Annotated in this window: 21 protein-coding genes; 6 read left to right on the forward strand and 15 right to left on the reverse strand. The window is 38.6% G+C overall.

Annotated elements, in window-relative coordinates; translation table 11 throughout:
- Nucleotides 1–135 precede the first annotated feature (135 nt).
- The 13 genes from TY49_RS02260 to TY49_RS02320 all read right to left on the reverse strand — a co-directional run bounded on the left by TY49_RS02260 (nt 136) and on the right by TY49_RS02320 (nt 8,340).
- Nucleotides 136–459, reverse strand: coding sequence for a hypothetical protein (locus tag TY49_RS02260; protein WP_041964284.1), 324 nt, complete (start codon nt 457–459; stop codon nt 136–138).
- Between the two features lie 145 nt (nt 460–604).
- Complete coding sequence (locus tag TY49_RS02265) at nt 605–1,150, reverse strand: hypothetical protein (RefSeq protein WP_041964285.1); 546 nt, start codon at nt 1,148–1,150, stop codon at nt 605–607.
- A 185-nt stretch (nt 1,151–1,335) separates the two neighbouring features.
- Nucleotides 1,336–1,620 carry a hypothetical protein gene (locus TY49_RS02270; RefSeq protein WP_041964286.1) on the reverse strand — a complete coding sequence of 95 codons (285 nt, stop codon included), beginning with the start codon at nt 1,618–1,620 and terminating at the stop codon, nt 1,336–1,338.
- 228 nt (nt 1,621–1,848) lie between these two features.
- On the reverse strand, nt 1,849–2,316 hold the full coding sequence (locus tag TY49_RS24870; protein WP_041964287.1) for a hypothetical protein: 468 nt from the start codon (nt 2,314–2,316) through the stop codon (nt 1,849–1,851).
- Nucleotides 2,317–2,750: 434 nt separating this feature from the next.
- A complete protein-coding gene (locus tag TY49_RS25120; protein WP_232310357.1) occupies nt 2,751–2,927 on the reverse strand; it encodes a hypothetical protein in 177 nt (58 codons plus the stop codon).
- A gap of 152 nt (nt 2,928–3,079) precedes the next feature.
- Nucleotides 3,080–3,898 (reverse strand): GNAT family N-acetyltransferase, encoded by an 819-nt coding sequence (locus TY49_RS02285; protein WP_041964288.1) that lies wholly within the window; start codon nt 3,896–3,898, stop codon nt 3,080–3,082.
- A gap of 206 nt (nt 3,899–4,104) precedes the next feature.
- Nucleotides 4,105–4,581 carry a hypothetical protein gene (locus TY49_RS02290; RefSeq protein WP_041964289.1) on the reverse strand — a complete coding sequence of 159 codons (477 nt, stop codon included), beginning with the start codon at nt 4,579–4,581 and terminating at the stop codon, nt 4,105–4,107.
- 85 nt (nt 4,582–4,666) lie between these two features.
- Nucleotides 4,667–5,038 (reverse strand): YkvA family protein, encoded by a 372-nt coding sequence (locus tag TY49_RS02295; RefSeq protein WP_041964427.1) that lies wholly within the window; start codon nt 5,036–5,038, stop codon nt 4,667–4,669.
- Nucleotides 5,039–5,241: 203 nt separating this feature from the next.
- On the reverse strand, nt 5,242–6,123 hold the full coding sequence (locus TY49_RS02300; RefSeq protein WP_041964290.1) for an aminoglycoside 6-adenylyltransferase: 882 nt from the start codon (nt 6,121–6,123) through the stop codon (nt 5,242–5,244).
- A 146-nt stretch (nt 6,124–6,269) separates the two neighbouring features.
- A complete protein-coding gene (locus TY49_RS02305) occupies nt 6,270–6,755 on the reverse strand; it encodes a hypothetical protein (protein WP_041964291.1) in 486 nt (161 codons plus the stop codon).
- A gap of 34 nt (nt 6,756–6,789) precedes the next feature.
- Nucleotides 6,790–7,395, reverse strand: coding sequence for a hypothetical protein (locus tag TY49_RS02310; RefSeq protein WP_041964292.1), 606 nt, complete (start codon nt 7,393–7,395; stop codon nt 6,790–6,792).
- Nucleotides 7,396–7,441: 46 nt separating this feature from the next.
- Nucleotides 7,442–7,879: a hypothetical protein gene (locus tag TY49_RS02315; RefSeq protein ID WP_041964293.1), complete on the reverse strand. Its 438-nt coding sequence runs from the start codon at nt 7,877–7,879 to the stop codon at nt 7,442–7,444.
- A 20-nt stretch (nt 7,880–7,899) separates the two neighbouring features.
- A complete protein-coding gene (locus TY49_RS02320) occupies nt 7,900–8,340 on the reverse strand; it encodes a DUF4275 family protein (protein ID WP_041964294.1) in 441 nt (146 codons plus the stop codon).
- Nucleotides 8,341–8,556: 216 nt separating this feature from the next.
- On the opposite strand from TY49_RS02320, the gene TY49_RS02325 reads away from it, so the two are divergent.
- From TY49_RS02325 to TY49_RS02340, 4 genes are read left to right on the forward strand one after another with little or no spacing between them, the layout of a single operon-like run.
- Nucleotides 8,557–10,677 carry an MMPL family transporter gene (locus TY49_RS02325; RefSeq protein ID WP_041964295.1) on the forward strand — a complete coding sequence of 707 codons (2,121 nt, stop codon included), beginning with the start codon at nt 8,557–8,559 and terminating at the stop codon, nt 10,675–10,677.
- Between the two features lie 45 nt (nt 10,678–10,722).
- A complete protein-coding gene (locus tag TY49_RS02330; protein WP_041964296.1) occupies nt 10,723–11,394 on the forward strand; it encodes a response regulator transcription factor in 672 nt (223 codons plus the stop codon).
- The gene (locus TY49_RS02335) at nt 11,391–12,785 is read left to right on the forward strand and encodes a sensor histidine kinase (RefSeq protein ID WP_041964297.1); all 1,395 of its coding nucleotides are present in this window, start codon (nt 11,391–11,393) and stop codon (nt 12,783–12,785) included. The genes TY49_RS02330 and TY49_RS02335 overlap by 4 nt, the downstream gene beginning before the upstream one ends.
- A 46-nt stretch (nt 12,786–12,831) precedes the next feature.
- On the forward strand, nt 12,832–13,032 hold the full coding sequence (locus tag TY49_RS02340; RefSeq protein ID WP_052442057.1) for a hypothetical protein: 201 nt from the start codon (nt 12,832–12,834) through the stop codon (nt 13,030–13,032).
- 61 nt (nt 13,033–13,093) lie between these two features.
- Here the strand turns inward: TY49_RS02340 and TY49_RS02345 are convergent, their stop codons facing one another.
- Nucleotides 13,094–13,876, reverse strand: a complete 783-nt coding sequence (locus TY49_RS02345) for a GNAT family N-acetyltransferase (RefSeq protein ID WP_041964298.1) — start codon at nt 13,874–13,876, stop codon at nt 13,094–13,096.
- Nucleotides 13,877–14,160: 284 nt separating this feature from the next.
- On the opposite strand from TY49_RS02345, the gene TY49_RS02350 reads away from it, so the two are divergent.
- Both TY49_RS02350 and TY49_RS02355 read left to right on the forward strand, forming a co-directional pair.
- Entirely contained in the window at nt 14,161–14,739 is a 579-nt protein-coding gene (locus tag TY49_RS02350) for an RNA polymerase sigma factor (protein WP_041964299.1), read from the forward strand.
- Nucleotides 14,729–15,838: a DUF4179 domain-containing protein gene (locus TY49_RS02355; RefSeq protein WP_041964300.1), complete on the forward strand. Its 1,110-nt coding sequence runs from the start codon at nt 14,729–14,731 to the stop codon at nt 15,836–15,838. The genes TY49_RS02350 and TY49_RS02355 overlap by 11 nt, the downstream gene beginning before the upstream one ends.
- 304 nt (nt 15,839–16,142) lie before the next feature.
- Here TY49_RS02355 and TY49_RS02360 read toward each other — a convergent pair whose 3' ends face one another.
- Nucleotides 16,143–17,225 carry a glucosidase family protein gene (locus TY49_RS02360; RefSeq protein WP_052442058.1) on the reverse strand — a complete coding sequence of 361 codons (1,083 nt, stop codon included), beginning with the start codon at nt 17,223–17,225 and terminating at the stop codon, nt 16,143–16,145.
- Nucleotides 17,226–17,817 lie beyond the last annotated feature (592 nt).

Raw genomic sequence — 17,817 nt, forward strand, 5'->3', positions numbered from 1 at the left:
TGCAATAAGAAATAATTCCACCAAAAAAGCGCAGGAATGCTGCCCCGTATGTTTAATAAGTAAATCAACAAAAGTAACGTTAATCCTCGATCAACGCACTTGTTTCTTAATGTTATTAATTCACAAACTACATTATTAAATAACTATTATTGCTATTAAAACCGCAAAACCTCCAACAACGAGTATTACTCCAACAAAATCATTGAGTTTCAGTTTATCTAAAAATCCATTACGGTTCAGCAGCGCCACTATTATATAAATTAAAATGATACTTACAATCGGTTCAACCGTTTCTTTTAAAAAGTAATCATACTCCACAAATTTGAAGTTAACACGTATTAAAATCCCTAACATTACTAGTACGAGTAAAATTTTTAAGGAATTATAGTTTCCTATAGAAATTCCCTTATTATTAAGTATGGCTATAACAAAAATGATAATTACAACTGCAAAGACCATTTCTAAAAAAAAACATTCCCCTCACCTCCACATTCAATGACATCCTTTCTTAAGCTATCCTGCCCCGATAGTTTAAGTGGAATTGTTCACGAACTAATTATAGGAATGCTGCCCGTTAATCGAAATAGAAAAAAGCAATTCCCTCTTAGACCTTTGTTTGACAAAAGATAAAATGATCATCAGGATTCCAAACGTGTAGATGATCTGCACTGTATCCTCGGAGCCACAACACGCCGTTAATTCGTCTAAGATAAAAACCTTTTGGAAAATCATCGTCTTTGGATAGTATCTCCGACGCTATTGTAATAGAGCCTGATGGAGCTTGATTCCGCTGTAAAAGATTCCCCGAATTGCCTTCAGGCTGATCCAAATATTCCAGTCTTAAGTAAGGTCCCAGCTCAAGCGGGCACAATTCCAAACCTAGTCCGCTTGCTTTTTTAAAGATCTGATCCGTAGTAGCTCCATCAGGAAAACCAAGGTTGGCAACGGTTAATTCTACGGTCTGAAGGTTGTACTTTGTATCTGAAGTCGTAAACTTATCATCAGCTAACAGCCGCTCTCCATACTCATTTATCAAGATAGAGTATTGTTGCAATTTCTGAATAAGCTGCGATTTCGTGAGTTCCCCAACCTCTATTTTTCTATTAATAACTGGACAATCAGGGTATACTTTCTCATTTTCAAAACGCAATCGTAGTCACTCCTAACATATTGGTACATAGACTGAAAAAACGATATAAGGGACTACATTTAAATATTCTCCATTCGCCCATAAGTTTCCTTATTAAACTAAACTGCTTCGTTTGTTCAATAAGTTTTATATCCGTAAACTCTACTAAGTTCAAAAAATCTTTTTAGAAAGTAATACCAAGGAATTTACTTTATACGTCCGTTACCAACTAGTTGATAGTCCTCTTGGTTACTGATTTGTTCCAACTGGTATACATATTCAAAATCTTTATCTTCCCTAAATGAAGTAGCAGCAACTGCATACTGTTTTCCTTCTTCAAGAAGGTTGTAAACCATTGCTTCCTCGATAAAAATTTTATATCGTTTTTGGTTCTCTTTCTTTTCATAAGCGTTGTATCCAATTACCCACATTTCAAGATATTCACCTGGTTCAATATGGTGATATTTTTCTTCTATTACCATACCGGACATACTAATACTCTCTTTCATATTTGAATCTGTATTATCAAAAAAAAAAAATAGCTAGTCAATAGTCCCATTAAAACCGTAGCTATTATAGTCCACTTTATATGTAATCTCCCCATTTAAAGTCATCACTCCCTAAGTACTTATTCCACTATCCTGCTCCGTTAGTTCAAAAAGAAATTCAACCCTGAAAGTGCGTTAATCCTCAAAATCCGCTTACTACAATTATTGCTTCTAAGTTTTTGTTTTCCTAATCTTAATATCCGAGCAATGTATAATAATCTTGGTTTGTGAATGTAATAAAATTTCATGCTGTAATTTCCTTTTACTCAACGGAATGATCTCATCGTAGCCCCATTCATCAAGTCCTCTTCTTCCGCCAAAGACAATTTCATTAGGCTTATCTCCGTAAACATTTCTCTTAATATCAAAGTCCATTAAAAACTTACGAACGTTTACCCATTGTATTTCATATATCCCTGCCCCTTCTTCATATTGCTCAATAATCATTTTGATTGTGGTCGGATCCTTTGTTCTACCATTCTCCTGATTCAAAACGATAAGAGAAACAACCTTACCATCATGAAATGAATGGTTTTTCAAAAAATTGGATGTCTCTTTATTAAATCTAGGTAATATTCTTTTTAATTCCTTTGTATAGCCCATTACATCCCAATGGTCATCGTCTACAAAATACTTCAACAAAAAATCTCCTCTAACTATCAAAATTAATTATTTATTATTATCCCAGAAAATAGACAAATTGTGGAAGGGAAATTAACAACACCCTTCAACTAAACTGCACCGTATTCAATAAGGAATTCAACAAGAAAGGGCCTATTCCTGCCTGGATCAACGCACCAAGTACAATAAGATTCGTTCTGTTAATGTGCTGGAATTATGCTTTCTAACTCAATTATTTCCTCATCAATCAGTCTTTTTAGATTCTTTACAAAGTCATCAACTTGATTAAGTTCAGTAATGATGAAGAAATTAGAACGCATATAATATGGTTTTTCTTTTTTATTATCTGCTATTATTTCTAATCCGATGTTCCCTCTATTATTATGCTTAAAAAATCTAATGGATAAGAAATGGGAGACATTTTCTGTATCATTACCTGATGTCCAGATGAATTAATTTGTTTTTGAGTTGGAAAAGTCAATAATCCCTTTTCTTAACTCTTCAAGTTCGTCATTTGTGGTGTGAAAATCTATGTATACATTACAGTCGTTGCCTTTAAACTCCATTTGCACTTCATAAAAATCAACGTCTTCCCAAATTTTTGTCAATCTTATACTAGGCTCAGGCATATTGTAAATCTCCTCATTTTTTATTTACCTATTATCGATAAAAAAGTTCCTCTTGTCTTCTTGACCTAACCTCTTTTAGCTTAATAAGGTATTCAGCAATAAAGTGCATTAATCCTTCCTGGACCAACCCACTCTTAAGTTGAATAACGTACTTACTTTTCAACCCATATTGCCTTTGTATATGCTATACTCAATCCTGCTCTTTCCATATTCTTTTGACTGACGGAGGCAAATTTCGCTTGGCCCACAATTACATCACATTTTTGAAGATATGCTTGGTGGATACGATGCTTTATTAATGCACTTTGTATACCTTTATTTCTAAAAGTCGGCAATGTTGCCGCTGCAGCTAAAGTACCTATACGGTCTTTTATGAACAAAACTCCAATTCCAGCAGGTTCATTTTCATAGATAGCTAGATAAAATGTCCAATTTTTAATGTTATGAAGTATTCCATTATTTTGTGCTACTCCACTTTTTAAGAAAGCGGGCATTTCGAAACCTTTCGTGTAGATTTCAGCAAAAGTATCAAATTCATTATGTTGTAACATACGGATAACAATTTTTTCTTTATTTGATTCATAGCTTTTTTCTACTTCGTTGGAGATTGGAGCATATAAAGATGTATGAAAATCATTATGATACAAACCAGTTTCACTGAGATGGGTTAGTAACTCTGGAGAAGTATGCGCTGGAGTTAGTTCGAATCGGACGGGAATCTCTTTCTGCTTGTAAAAATCTAAGATCTTATCTATATGCTTTTCATCACCATCTTTTAGCCCCTTAACCGTGTTAAAGGATGGACCAGGTATATTTTTTACCGAGAATGCAGTAGCATTGCCAAACTTTTGTATTTCAACTTTCATTGGGTTTTTATCTATTTTTTGCATTTCTGTTAACCTAGAATTTAAAGTATCGATTTCTGAAAACTCCAACCTCTCTGCTAAGCCTCGATCGACAACTAAACCCATTCTAACAACTCCTCGATAATTAATTAGTGCTGTATTAATTCCACAGTGACATTAATATCTCCTTTTATTCAACTATCCTCCCGTCTTTATAACAGTGAAATTGGAGGGTAAATACTTTTCTCTAAGATTTAAATTTTCGAATGATTGATGTAAATCCGTTAAGTTAAAAGCGTGCAGAAACTCTTAGTTTCAGCACGCTTTTTTAATTAATTTCCTTTATCGTTTTCATAAAATGGTTCATTCCCATCGACTAAAAGTTTTTTAAGTTCATTAAAAATAGTCGAATTATTTTCAGTGAATTTATATGTTGCGTCATTTTCAATATTTAAATAACCCTGGTCATTAATCCCCACTCTATAGATTTGCAATCCATTATGAATGATAGCCATTGATAAATATCGGCCGTCATTTATTATACTTTTATATGGTACCCTGGTATATTGACTTTTGGAGAACTCACCGATTATTTTGTTTATTTTTGCGTCATCCTCAATATCAATATTATAGATATCATCCCATCTTTCATCTCTATAATCGCCAAAATTAATTTTTTCTACATTGTCCATCCCTTTTAATACATCATCAGCAGGTAAAGGAATCCTATAATACCAAAATAAAATCAGGGTTGTCATTACTATTGCAGCAAACGTTCCAACATAATATTTCACTCTGTTATTTCGCATATAAACACCCATTCATTCCATAATATTACATCCGCAATATATAATAATAGCCAGGGGGTGTATCCCCTAGCTTTTGTAATGATATCTAGTCAATTTTCGAATCAATTTCCGAGGTATCTACATCGTCCCCGAACCAGTCTCTTAATTTTGCCTTCGCTTTGTCCTTAACGTCTTGGTCAATATAAATCGCTACTTGGAATAAAGCAACACCTAAAGCTGCAAGATCGTCAGTGTACCCTACCACGGGTGTTAAATCCGGGATTAAGTCTAATGGCAATATGAAATAACCTAATGCTCCAATAATAGTTGCTTTTGCCGTTACAGGCACATCGGGTTTTTGGAGTGTAAAATATAGCAGCAGAACCGAATAAACTAGTGAAGACCCTGCTTTTTTACCGTACTTTTTGACCTTCTCCCAAAACTTATCATCTGAAAAATGTTGTCTTGATGATTCCATTTCTTTTTCTAATTCATCTGTTGTTTTTGTAGTATCCACCTTACTACCTCCCATAATTTAGTAACTTCATTTTACTATAGAATAGGCTAATAGTGAGGAAAATAATGTATCAACCAACTCACTATATTACACGACCCGTGCAACAATCCTTCTTGGATCAACGCACTCTTTAGTTTATGAATTTTATGAATAAGATAACTTTGTTATAAAATTTCTTCTGCATCAGAAGGCAAATTCCTTACATGTTTTAGGAATTTCGTCATATTTTTATCGTCATCAATAGGATATGTGAATAATAGATGATCTGCCACGTCTTTTGCTAGAGTTCTGAATAACTCACATGAAATAAATATGGCATCCCAAAAATTTTCATAGTTATAATCGGAATATGTTTTTTCATACATCGTCCAATATGATTCTGGAAGATAGTTCTTAAAAAATTTGCCCATCTTACCTGTTGAGACTTGGAAGTTATATTTTGTTCCAATCCACCATGCTACCATTTCATCAAGTGATGCTCTCGTGGTATATTCATACATTGATTTTGCGTATGGCAATTCGTCTCGCCAAATTCCTTTTGCAACATTTTGTAAACACCACCAAAAATCATTAGTACAACTCGCATACATTGGTTCTGATGGCTTTTTCACTTGATAATCAATATCTGTTGGCGGAGGAATGGTTGGTAAGTTATTGTCTTTATCTAATAATGGCACAGTAAGTTTATCACTCTCATAACCATCAATCATTGAATCTTTTGTTTCGATATGAAGGTCAATTCGATTTCCGTCAGTAAAAAGCATTAAATATCCATATGAACGGTCAGGATCCCTTTCCAAACCAATTTGTTTATCCATTTTGTCAGGTTCTTGAAGCATCAGTAAATCCCCGAAAACTTTAATCCAGGCTTCGTCATCCAGAAAAGATGCAATTTCCGTCACTACATAAACTATATCGTAATCTTGAAAAATATCTTTCGGAACATTAGGGTTGGTTCTGGAACCGTTCATATATACTGCTCGGATTCGTTCATCCTCTTCTGCAACCCTTAATATTAATTCAAACATATCTTTTTCACTTCTCAAGAGTATTCATCCCCTGTAAACTGAAGGTTTTTGATTCCCTGTTAATTCTTAATGAAATGGTAATGCCTCATCGAACAAAAAAATTTCATATTTCTCCATAAAACGGCCTGCACACTTAAACTCTGTACTCTTAGCTGAACAAGAATTTACTCCACAAAGTCAATTAGCTCTGCTGGAACTTGTTCAAAAATGTAAACTTCAGGGTTATTAAACGGTTTGAGCTTCAAGTACGCGGAAAGCGGAATCATACTTTTCCAGTATTCTTTCATTAATTCCTCTTTTGAAGGTATTCCTTCAACAAATTTCCCTCTGCCTCCGTCATATTCATCTTCTATAAAAGCAAATAAATCACTTGATATATCGAAATTAAAAACTAAAATCTTCTCACTGAACAATGGAAAGCGAAAGTAAGGTTTTTCATATGGTTCTAAATCTGCACCGAAAGCAACTTTGAAATCAATCCATTTGGGTGACTTATCCGGCCTGAAACGTTCTGTCAGTTCTGGAAAGAAATTAGCACCTCTTGAATACCATCTTGTTGCTGTTGAACGATTTAATCCTTCTTTTAAAACTCTTTGCGGTGGAATACCTGCGTCATCAATATCTTCAATAATTATATGATATAAAAACAAAAGCTTAACTCCATTCTAAAATTTCAAATCTAAACTATACCTTACAACACTTTAATAGATTCTCTAGTAACTCTGGTCGTTTTTCAGTGAAAAAAACATCATCAATTGGCACCACTGCATACCAGGGACGTGCACTTTTGCCAGTTAAAACGGGTTTGTCGTAAATCAGATGGATTCTTAATCGTTTATTGATTTCCATCGATGCAGATACCTCTTTGTAAACCTTCTCCATTCTGTCCAAGTCAAACACTCCCTCAATGGCCATCTTTCCATATAACCCATTCCACCAGGATAAAAAGAACTTCACACTTTCTGAGTATCCGAAAGAACTTGACTCGTGGTTCTTAAACAGCTTCTTATATAACACTTTATCAAAGTCAAGTACTCCATTATGGTCATAAATATGATTCTGAGAGTTCTTATCGACAGCCTCCTTCCAAACTTCAGCAAAGGTCTCTTCAAATTCTTCCTCGAGAATCCCCCACTTTGAACGATCAACATAGGGGAACAAGGGTCTTTCACAATCTATATTTTTGCTGTTCAAGTATATGTTTTGAATAGTCATTAAATAATTTAACGAATAAGGTGCAGATACTTCCATTTCAAACCCGCTATTATGCACTTCTTGAATATCTGGCATTTTCCTATTCCTCTCTTATTTTTATTAAAGATATAATCTAACCTGGCTAAATCCTCATAGCCCCAATCCTTTTTAATATCCCAAGACACTTCCTTCTTAAATCACCACACCACTCACTTTTGAGTGCTTCATCAAAGCGCCAGAAGATGAATGCAGAAACCACAGCGGTAAAAAAGAAAAAGCCGTTATTTCTTAAATTCGTGAGCCAGTTCCCGTTTCCAGCATCAAAGAGGAGAGTTGGAATTAAGACAAAAAGAGCCCCAAGAAATACATGAAGCAAACCTGCAGCTGCCCTTCTCTTTAGCCCACCCGTTCTTCTGGTAAGAAAATCAGTAAATATCGAGGATGGAATTCCATAGATTAATACAATTGGCAGGATGTACATGCCGAAAAATAGCCCTACCCCGGATTGATCAAGTACCGATAATAGCATCACCATCATGCCTGTTGCGCCAAAGGCAGAGATCAATTTTCTTAGAACCATAGTAAGTCTCCCGTCCTGATTTATTTTTTACAAAAAAACGGGCCGATCCATCCTCTTTCATGGGTGACAACATATGTCCATCTAAACTCTTGGTCAACGACGTATAAATCCGCATACTCCCCATCAGCAAGCAAAAGGTCTTTCGCCTTCAAATCATAAGCCTCTTCTACTAGTAATACATCATCAGAGTGCTGAAAGAAAATCAGGCAAGTATCTTTATATTGTTTTTCGAATGCCAGCTCCGCCTGCTCTTCCTTATCACACTTTCTTTTCTCATAACTGAACACATGCCACAAGTACCCACTCGCCCCACTATTTGAATGCAGATAGATTTGCTTTTTTTCCAAAGGACTTAAATGAGATGCAAATACATCTTCCCACTTCTTTCGTAAATCATATCCGAAGTCATCCGTTTTACTGACTAGTATTTTCTTGCTTTTTAGTTTGTGATAGAAGTCCATGTCCTTCCTCCCTGTTTACAATACCTTACTTATCATTCTCTTTATGGTTGATTAATTCCTCTTTGGAATTGTAACTGAAAGTTTAGGTTGTGTTTATTTTCGTAGTTTATGATGTTCATAGTTAGGGCTCAATCCGAATTCTGTGGTTACATGATATCGCGGAAAGAGTGCTGACTATTGACCAAATTTCAGTAACGAACATAGGAGGATATATTAATGAAGAAAATGCTTTATTCCATCACAGACTGGGTTTCAACGAAACGCGGAATGTGGATCACAATCATCGCCTGGCTGGTATTGATGGTGGGCTTGAGCGCGGGTCCAAAGCTAGGAGATTACAAAGTGACCAACTTTCAATCTTTGCCGGATGATGCTCAATCCATCATCGCACAGAATAAGACCGAGGATTTTTTCCCAAATGAACAGGGTACTCCAGGTATTCTTGTTTTCCATAATGAGAACGGCGATATCAATCTCGATGAAGTCAATCAAATCCTTGATGGGATTATTTCAGAAGATATTGAAGGAATCAACAACATCGTTGATACTCGTTCCCTTCCGCCGCAGGCGCTTGAGGGGTTCATCTCCGAGGATCAATCAACGATGATTGTCCCGATGGAACTAGAGCAAGGGCTGGGCAATGATGAATATGCCGAAATCAATGACCGAGCAACCGAAATCGGAACAGGCATTGCTGAGAAGCTTGAAAACACAGCCTTTTACATCACTGGTCCTGCCGGGATTGCAGGAGATACCATCAAGCTTTTTGAGAGGGCAGATTTCGTGCTGCTGTTGGCAACTGTCGGAATTATCCTGGTTCTGCTGATTGCCATCTATCGTTCGCCGCTATTGGCTTTCATCCCATTATTGGCGACAATCATCGTCTACCAGGTTGTGAACCAGAGTGTCGCCCTGTTGGGAGCAGGAGGCCTGGAAATCAATAATCAGACGACCTCGATCATGAGCATCCTGCTATTTGCAGCGGTCATTGATTATTCTTTATTTGTTTTCTCCCGGTTCCGCGAAGAGCTGAATCATTATGAAAATAAATTTGATGCGATGAAGCATGCTATGCGCGCAACAGGAGAGCCTGTGTTCTTCGCGGGCGGGACCGTTTTGGCTGCGATGCTTGTGCTCCTATTTGCCGATTTCCGCGATTATCAGAACTTTGCACCGATCTTCGGTACGGCGATGTTCTTCATCATGCTCGCCTCCGTTACCCTGGTGCCTGCATTGTTCACCTTATTTGGACGCAAAGCGTTCTGGCCGAAAGTACCTAAGTATGGTTTAGAAAAAGAGATCAAACACGGCGTTTGGGGTCCGATTGCCAAATTCGTTGTCAGAAAGCCTGGCTTATCTGGCGGTGTAGTCGGCGTGTTCCTGATCCTTTCCGCTTTGAATATTTTCAATCTCGATTATGAATTTGACATGGTGAAAAGTTTCCCTGAAGATTTGCCTTCAAGAGTTGGCTATGAAATAGTAGAACAGAGATATGATAAGGGAGAACTAGCCCCTTCCACACTGTTGATTGAAAGCAGCAACTCACTCACTGAAGAAGATACGATGAAAATAATCGAAAAATTTCAATCTGAAGTTGGAATTGCTTCGATTCGACCTGCCGGTTTAACTGAAAATGGAGAAGCGGCAAAGTTCAGTATTGCATTAGCAATGAATCCATACAGTGTTGAAGCGATGGACTATATGGAAGAGCTGCTGGATCAAACTCCGAAAATACTCGAAGACCTCGGCATGGACGCAAAGGCATATTTTAGCGGTGTCACACCGAAGCTGTTAGATGAAAGGGAAATCAATAACAGTGACCTCATTAAAATCGTTGTACTTGAAACAGTATTGATTCTGGGATTGCTAATCGTCTTGACTCGCAGGCTGAAAATGCCGATCTATATGATGGCAACCATCTTGCTTTCTTATGTATCCGCACTGGGTCTAGGCATTTTCTTGATCGACGTCCTGTTTGGTTTTGAGTCCATCAGTACGCGTGTACCGGTATATGCGTTCATCTTCCTTGTCGCACTGGGAATTGATTATAATATTATCCTGGCTTCGCGCTATATCGAAGAACTGAAGAAACATAACGTGAAGGATGCTCTGGAAATCTCAATCCGGAATACAGGCGGTGTCATTTCATCTGCGGGGGTTATTTTAGCGGCAACGTTCGCAGCCTTGACGACTATGCCAATCGCTGACCTGTTCATCTTCGGTTTCATAGTTGCTGTCGGCATCCTGATCGACACCTTCCTCGTACGAGGGATGCTATTGCCTGCACTGATCCTTTTCTTTGAAAAAGACAAACAAGCGAGCCGCAATACTCAATAAGGGATCGGGAGGCCTCCTCTCCCATTCCCTAAGGAGGCTTTAATAATGAGAGTACTAGTTGTTGATGATGATATAAATATTCAAAGACTCGTGACCATCCATTTAACCAGAGAGGGATATCAAGTATTCAAGGCTGATGACGCTGAGGAGGCTTTATCCCTGCTCGAAAAACAAAATGTCGATCTTGCGATTGTCGATGTGATGATGCCAGGCATGAATGGATTTGATCTCACAAAGATCCTGACACGTGATTGGGAGATTCCTGTCATCCTCCTGACAGCGAAAGACCAGCTTAGCGACAAGGAAATAGGATTCCTCTCGGGCAGCGAGGATTATATAGTAAAGCCTTTTGAAGTGAAGGAGCTGTTGTTCAGGGTTGCTGTTGTTTTAAGGAGGATGCAGCGGGTCTACGACTCGGTCATTCAGGCCGGCAATATGAAGATTGACCGCAGCAGCTTTGAAGTGGAGATCAACCAGGAGACCATTCTGTTTCCGTTGAAGGAATTCGAGCTGCTTACCATCCTTGCCTCCAGGTTGAATAAAACCACTCCCCGCTCGTTGTTGATTGAACAGGCCTGGGGAGCAGACTATGAAGGCAGTGAACAAACGCTCAATACTCATATCAATCGGATCCGGGAACGCCTGAGGAAGCATGGGGCTTCACTGGAAATCTTGACCACCCGCGGAATCGGTTACAGACTTGAGGAATTGAAATGAAGACACTATATAGGAAGTTCATCAACGCAACCCTTCTCATCCTGGGAATCAGCATAGTGATTGCTTTCATTCTTGCCAATTGGGTGTATATGACTTCAACAAAACAAAAAATTGATCAACAGAACGTTAAAATTGCTCGAGAGGTAGCCTCAAGTCTTGAACACAGGCATACTACTCCACATTTAGGCTTTAAAGAGTACTTTGAATCAGTCAGTAAACTGGGGTATCAAATCTATGTTTTAAGTGAATCAGGCGAGGAGTTCTTTTTCGGCGAACCATTTTCGGATAAAAACCTTCCTGCTGAGGCTATGAAGGTGATCGAGGAAAATAAAATCTACCATGGGATGGACGATTCTCCCTCACGCTGGCTGATGATGAGCCATTTCGCCAATCAGCTTGAAAATACCGTCGGTGTCCCGTTTATTTTTGACCAGGAAAAATACGGGTTGTACCTTAGGCCAAATAATAAAATGTTATTTTCTGATGTCCATGTTATATTCGCCTGGTTTTTTGTCGCGGTCTCGATCGTGAGTATCAGCGGAGTCATCTGGTTGTCCAAACGCCTTATTCAGCCAATCACAAAGCTGACAGAAGCGACTAGGGAAATCACAAGGGAAAATTTCAACTACCCTTTGAACATCCAGCGGGATGATGAAATCGGTCAGCTAGCCGAAAGCTTCAGCACGATGCAGGTTCAGTTACAGCATAATGATGAGTCCCGTAAATCCTTCATCAATAACGTTTCTCATGATTTCCAATCACCTTTGATGAATATTCAGGGATATGCCGAGCTTTTAAAAACGCAGGAGCTTGACGAGGAACATCTGGAGTATGTCCAAATTATCGACCAGGAATCCAAGAGGCTGTCCAATTTGACGAAACAACTGCTGCTTCTTACCTCCCTGGATCAGAAATCCTATCCAATGAAGCTTGGAACCACAAGGATTGACACACAAATCAAAGAAACGGTAAGAAGGCACCAATGGCGGTTGGAGGAAAAAGAGATTGAAATCTCTTACCATCTCCCCCCTTCACCTATACTGGTTGATCCGGAACTTATCATGACAGTTTGGGACAATCTGCTCACCAATGCGATTAAATACAACCAACCAGGCGGCAGCATTTTTATCCGAATTGCGCAAAACGAAGGTTGCTTAATCATCACTTTTGCAGATACCGGAATTGGAATGACCGAAGAACAAGCATCAAAAATTTTTGAACGTTTCTACCGGGTTGATGCTGCACGCAAAAAGGGTGGAACAGGGCTGGGGCTGTCAATTGTCAAACAGATTATCGAATTACACAATGGAAGTATTAAAGTGGAGAGTGAGATTCAATCAGGGACGACATTTACGATAACACTTACTGTAGAAAAACAAACGGAGGAATAATTAAATCAAATATAAGAAACTCTTAGCTATTCAGAGCGTAACAGGCATGGTTGGCTCACTGGGACCCACCGTCGGTATGTGGCTGTATAACCTCAACCCATTCAACATGGACGAAACACTTGTGATGATCCTGTTCATCTCGGGAGGATCACTGCTGTTGCTCGCATTTATCCTGTTCGTTTTTGTTACCTTTTTTATCGAAAAGACGGAAACTAGGATTGTGAGTTCGCAAACTGTCGCTAAATAATAGCCTGCATTCAATAAAAGGGAATGACCTGCATACCAGAGCAGGTCATTTTCTTTATAAATTAACGATTTTGAAGCTCGATAATGCTTTTCCCGCCTAAAAAGGCATGTCCTGTCATCAGTGTCATGACTGTATCAAAGCCATAACGATTATATACCTTTTCAACCCTTTCATTAATAGGAAAAACCCATAGGTTTTCAAAGCCCTGTTTTTGTACTTGTTGTTGAATATGTTGAATGATATAGCCAATTAATCCTTTTCCTCGGTATTCCTCTAATGTCGCTACACTCTCCATTCGCGCTTGTCTGCCGTGAGCAAAAATACAGGCAGTGGAACAGGCGACACCATTGTACCTTAACAAAAAGTGTTGATAAGCAGGATGATCGAACTCTTCCTTTAAAGCCTTTTCGCGAACTTCACGCCCGCCAATTTCTTTGATGCTGCATTCGATCTCTAATGCTTCTTGATAGTTTGCTTCGGTAACTTCTTCAATCGAAATAGCATCATTTCTTTCCAGGTTCATCACTTTTTGATCCCATAATTGTACAGGACTTGGCAATTCCTCATATCCAAATCCTTTTGATTTTAATTCACGTATCAGAGCAGGTTGTTCATCTGGAGTGTATATGTAAAATCTAGGAATAATGCTTTTTTCCTGATAAAAGGAAATGACTTCATCAACTACTTTTTCTGGATAATCCACTGGTTTGCGCACATGGGCATGATTCGCATCATAATAGGCAGGCTGATTTTCATTTAAAAATAGAAAACCCCACTCCCTGTCGTGACGAGCAGTAAAGGTAGCAAGGTAAGCAAACTCCAGATCCAATATTTTATCTAACATGTAACTCATTCCCCTCATTCCATTGTCTTGAAAGACACAAGATAACGAAGCAATCCAAGATTGACTTTAACATAAATATCCAAGTTCAGAGGTTGTTTCATTATATAATAGTAAAGGACAGACAAGACATACCACTTCCCTTCAATATCTGGCTCTGGCTCAGCGTATGTCCGCCGGTCGGCCTAAAAGTGAAATTGATTGAGTTATTTTTTTTTGCGAAAAATGAAACCAACATACCCATTCTGAACGACATACTAGTGAAAATAACTTTTGGAGGTTGCCCAGTGAGTGAGGAACAGAAACTAATCAATCAAATCCGGGCAGGAAATGGAGATGCATTCAGCCAGCTGGTTGAAAGTCTGCTTTCGTCTGCTTATCGGACGGCTTATCTTATACTTGGTTCGCGGGAGCTGGCTGAGGATGCAGTCCAAATCGCCCTAGAGGACTGCTATCTCAGCATTATACGTGATGTGGAGATCCGCCATTTTAAAGCGTGGTTTTACCGGCTTGTCTATACCCGTTCGATCGATGTTTACCGAAAGCAAAAGCGAAATCAATTTATTGATATTGAGGAAAATCCAGAAGCAATCTCCAAGATGCAATCCGGATCAGCACAGGAAATAGCTGTTGAAAGTGAAACAAAGCAGGAACTGCTACAGTTGATTACCCATTTAAAGGATGACCAGAGAGTTCCTTTACTGCTGTTTTACTATGAAAACTTGTCAATCAAGGAAATCAGCCTCATCCTCAATGAAAATACCAATACGGTTAAAACAAGGCTGTCACGGGGAAGGAAAAAGCTCGGAGAACTGATGAAAAATCATAGCCACTTTCAAATGGAGGGAAATACTTATGGGATATGATAAGGATAAAAGGCAGATCCCTAATTCGCTGCAGAAGTTTACAAAAGAACTGCCAGGGAGATTTGCAGCTGGTGAATTTGATGATGAGCGGAGTGATCGAGTTGTCCGTGAGCTTGAAGGGTTCGATAAAGCTTTTAAAAAGCAGTGGACATTTTGGAAAAAAGCAGGTGTTACGACTGCCGCGATCGCAGCCAGCTTCATGTTATTTGTGGGTTCAGGGTTCGTCTCCCCTACGATGGCGAAAATGGTATCAAAGATCCCTCCGTTAAGCTCCATCTTTAATAGCCCCGAGCAAGACTTGTCAGAAAGACTGACTCAGACCTTGAAAAAAGAAGGATATCCTGTGAAGCAAGTGAACGAGTTTGTCGGCGGCAAGGATGAAGGCATCATCATTACATTAGATGCCTCAGAAAAACAGTATCAGGAGATGCAACATGATGTTTTAAAAATCGGACATGACATGGTAAAGAGCAAGGAATTCAAAGGAACGAGAATCGAGGATTATTTTGTAAAAGTAAGACCTCATCGCGAACCTTCTGAAGAATGGAAACAGGAACAAGCTGAAATCGAAAGGGAAACCGATGAGGTGTTCCAAATCGTCCAGGATGCCCTGAAACCATTTGATTACCAGAACTCTGTCGGTTATATGAAAGATGAAGTGGAACTTGAAATCCCAAGTATCGAAAAGCAGGAAAAAGTGGATCAAATCAAAAAGGCTGTAGAGGATGCCCTCACTGCAAACGACAAGGATGATGTAAAGGTCACTATCAGGAAGTTTGATGTGGTCAAACGAGAACAATACGCCCTCTGGAGTGATGCGGTTGGAGGAATTGGTCATGAATTCAAAACCTATAAAAAATACAAAGTCTCCGGCGTCGGCTATAAAAGTAAAGATGGGCTGATGACCATTTTCATCACCATGAAAATGAAAAGCACTGACAAAGAAGCAGCCGAACACGCCACAGACCTTTACACAATGGCCGAGGAATTCATCAAGTCAGACGAAATATGGCCAAAAGTAAAACAAGATCCATATAGGATTGTCGTAAGGACCAAGGATAAAAAGGAATTTAATATTGAGGAAAAGCAATTTAAATAAACAAAATTGGATACAAAATGTCCATATTTCTTAAGCTGTTCTACCACCCGACAAAGATAAGAAAATGGCTACCATAGATACCAGGCTATATAAAAAAACGCTTCCGGGTGCAATCGGAAACTCAATGTACAGCAAGATGCTTGAAGTGCAGCGGCCAATAGAATAAGAAATGATCTACTCAAACATTTGCCAGTGCAGGGTAGGTCATTTCTTTTTATTTGCAGAAATTACTTCAAACCATTGGGACAAGCCAAAGTTTCATAAAAGAAAGAAACGCAGGGTATCCCCCACGCTTCTGATGAAATTATGGCTGAAACGGGTTATATCCGTCAATGGCGTAAATAAGCCAGCCTGTAGCCGAAACGGATTCCACACTTTTCATCGTCCAGTATCCATTATTCGTGCCAAGCAGAGAGTAAGGCACTCCGCCAGTTCCATAAAAATCCTGAATTTTGATGATTTCATTTAAGAAGTAGTTTGCATCCGCTGTTCTTCCATCCATCTTAAAGGAAACGACCATCTGTCCTTGCCCTTCAAACCATACATCATCTTTATCACTGTCAAAATCGAATCCATCAATCGTAATTGAACTACTTTTTACCCTCTTCGTTTGTAAATTCCGATGAGTATTCATCACATAGTCTAAACCACGATTATATTGATAAATACCTGTCGTGCCCAGTGCTTGCACACCCCAAGCATTCGTATCCATTGGATTATTTGGATCATTGCGGCCTGCCCAGAAATATCCTTCTGTGTCCTGCCACACTTGATCATCTAAAAATGACTTTACTGCTGCAGCTTCTTGTGTGTAACCGTAGTGCTTCAGCATGGCATACGCATCTTGGTTGTGTTCAGTAGATGCCCAAGTAATTACATTATCAGCAGTATCCAAACCACCGTTAATTCCACCGTCTGCTTGCTGGAATTGGAGCGACCAGTCAATTGCTTTCAGCGCCATATTCCGGTATGTCACCGTATCCCCTGTATCCTTTTCATATTTGGCAACAGCCATCACAACCCACAGGACCGGTCCGACATGCTGATTATATTCTTGAACAGATTTATTATTGCAATAGTACGCTGTATACCAGGAGCCAGATGGTGTTTGCAGACTTTTCAATGAATCCAAAACTGCCTTTGCGCCTGCATGATCCCCTTTTAACAAAAAGGCAATCGCACCAACAGCCTGGTCGTAGGTATACGATATTTGCTGTGAATCAGAAAAACTATCAATAAGCCCCGTTGTGCACTGCTGGCCCTTTAACCAATTATATGCATTGACAGATGCTGTTTCGGTTGTGGAAACGGCCGAGGTTACAGACGCTGATGAATCAATGAGTATCACACATATCAAAATCATCACTAAATTCTTTATCTTAAGCATAACTTTCCTCCTGTTCTTTTTTAAAACTAACTCTTTACATATAGACAGGGTCATTTGGGAAGAAAAAAAACAGATATGATTTTTTTGAAAAGCAGTCTCAAATACCTTCATTCATACCGAAACCAATCAATGCCGTAACAGAAATTAGCTCATTTCAGTTAAAAAATAAACTGGTATAATCCTCTGAATACCATCCCTCCTTCGAATGAATTTCTTGCTATATATCTATTAGATTTGTATCTAATTGCAAGAAAACGGACTCAATTACAGTGTGGACTCCAATACTAAAACGTTCGGGATCATTCACCGCAAAGGTGCATCTTTTTTATAAATTTCATTCAAGGAAAGCGGTTTCATTAAATATAATACTATAATCCTTTTTATAATAAATCAAATCATATCCATCGCGGAGATTATGAAAGAAATATGTAAAAAATCCATTTTTCATGTTGTGATGTGTGGATTTTTATCAAAAAAACCTCTAAAAGTATCAATTTTTGCGGAAACCGATTTCCTTTTAAGGAACAACGACCTATATGACTTATTTAAAAATAAGAAAAAAGAAGCGAAAGGATTCTCTAAACCGCGCACA

The organism is Mesobacillus selenatarsenatis SF-1, from assembly GCF_000813125.1.
GTDB classification, from domain to species: domain Bacteria; phylum Bacillota; class Bacilli; order Bacillales; family Cytobacillaceae; genus Mesobacillus; species Mesobacillus selenatarsenatis.

Bases quoted from the DNA above. Each gene is read 5' to 3' on its own strand.
- TY49_RS02260 (WP_041964284.1), bottom strand. From the start codon at position 459: ATGGTCTTTGCAGTTGTAATTATCATTTTTGTTATAGCCATACTTAAT.
- TY49_RS02270 (WP_041964286.1), bottom strand. From the start codon at position 1,620: ATGTCCGGTATGGTAATAGAAGAAAAATATCACCATATTGAACCAGGT.
- TY49_RS25120 (WP_232310357.1), bottom strand. From the start codon at position 2,927: ATGCCTGAGCCTAGTATAAGATTGACAAAAATTTGGGAAGACGTTGAT.
- TY49_RS02285 (WP_041964288.1), bottom strand. From the start codon at position 3,898: ATGGGTTTAGTTGTCGATCGAGGCTTAGCAGAGAGGTTGGAGTTTTCA.
- TY49_RS02290 (WP_041964289.1), bottom strand. From the start codon at position 4,581: ATGCGAAATAACAGAGTGAAATATTATGTTGGAACGTTTGCTGCAATA.
- TY49_RS02295 (WP_041964427.1), bottom strand. From the start codon at position 5,038: ATGGAATCATCAAGACAACATTTTTCAGATGATAAGTTTTGGGAGAAG.
- TY49_RS02310 (WP_041964292.1), bottom strand. From the start codon at position 7,395: ATGCCAGATATTCAAGAAGTGCATAATAGCGGGTTTGAAATGGAAGTA.
- TY49_RS02315 (WP_041964293.1), bottom strand. From the start codon at position 7,879: ATGGTTCTAAGAAAATTGATCTCTGCCTTTGGCGCAACAGGCATGATG.
- TY49_RS02320 (WP_041964294.1), bottom strand. From the start codon at position 8,340: ATGGACTTCTATCACAAACTAAAAAGCAAGAAAATACTAGTCAGTAAA.
- TY49_RS02325 (WP_041964295.1), top strand. From the start codon at position 8,557: ATGAAGAAAATGCTTTATTCCATCACAGACTGGGTTTCAACGAAACGC.
- TY49_RS02330 (WP_041964296.1), top strand. From the start codon at position 10,723: ATGAGAGTACTAGTTGTTGATGATGATATAAATATTCAAAGACTCGTG.
- TY49_RS02335 (WP_041964297.1), top strand. From the start codon at position 11,391: ATGAAGACACTATATAGGAAGTTCATCAACGCAACCCTTCTCATCCTG.
- TY49_RS02340 (WP_052442057.1), top strand. From the start codon at position 12,832: ATGGTTGGCTCACTGGGACCCACCGTCGGTATGTGGCTGTATAACCTC.
- TY49_RS02345 (WP_041964298.1), bottom strand. From the start codon at position 13,876: ATGTTAGATAAAATATTGGATCTGGAGTTTGCTTACCTTGCTACCTTT.
- TY49_RS02355 (WP_041964300.1), top strand. From the start codon at position 14,729: ATGGGATATGATAAGGATAAAAGGCAGATCCCTAATTCGCTGCAGAAG.
- TY49_RS02360 (WP_052442058.1), bottom strand. From the start codon at position 17,225: ATGCTTAAGATAAAGAATTTAGTGATGATTTTGATATGTGTGATACTC.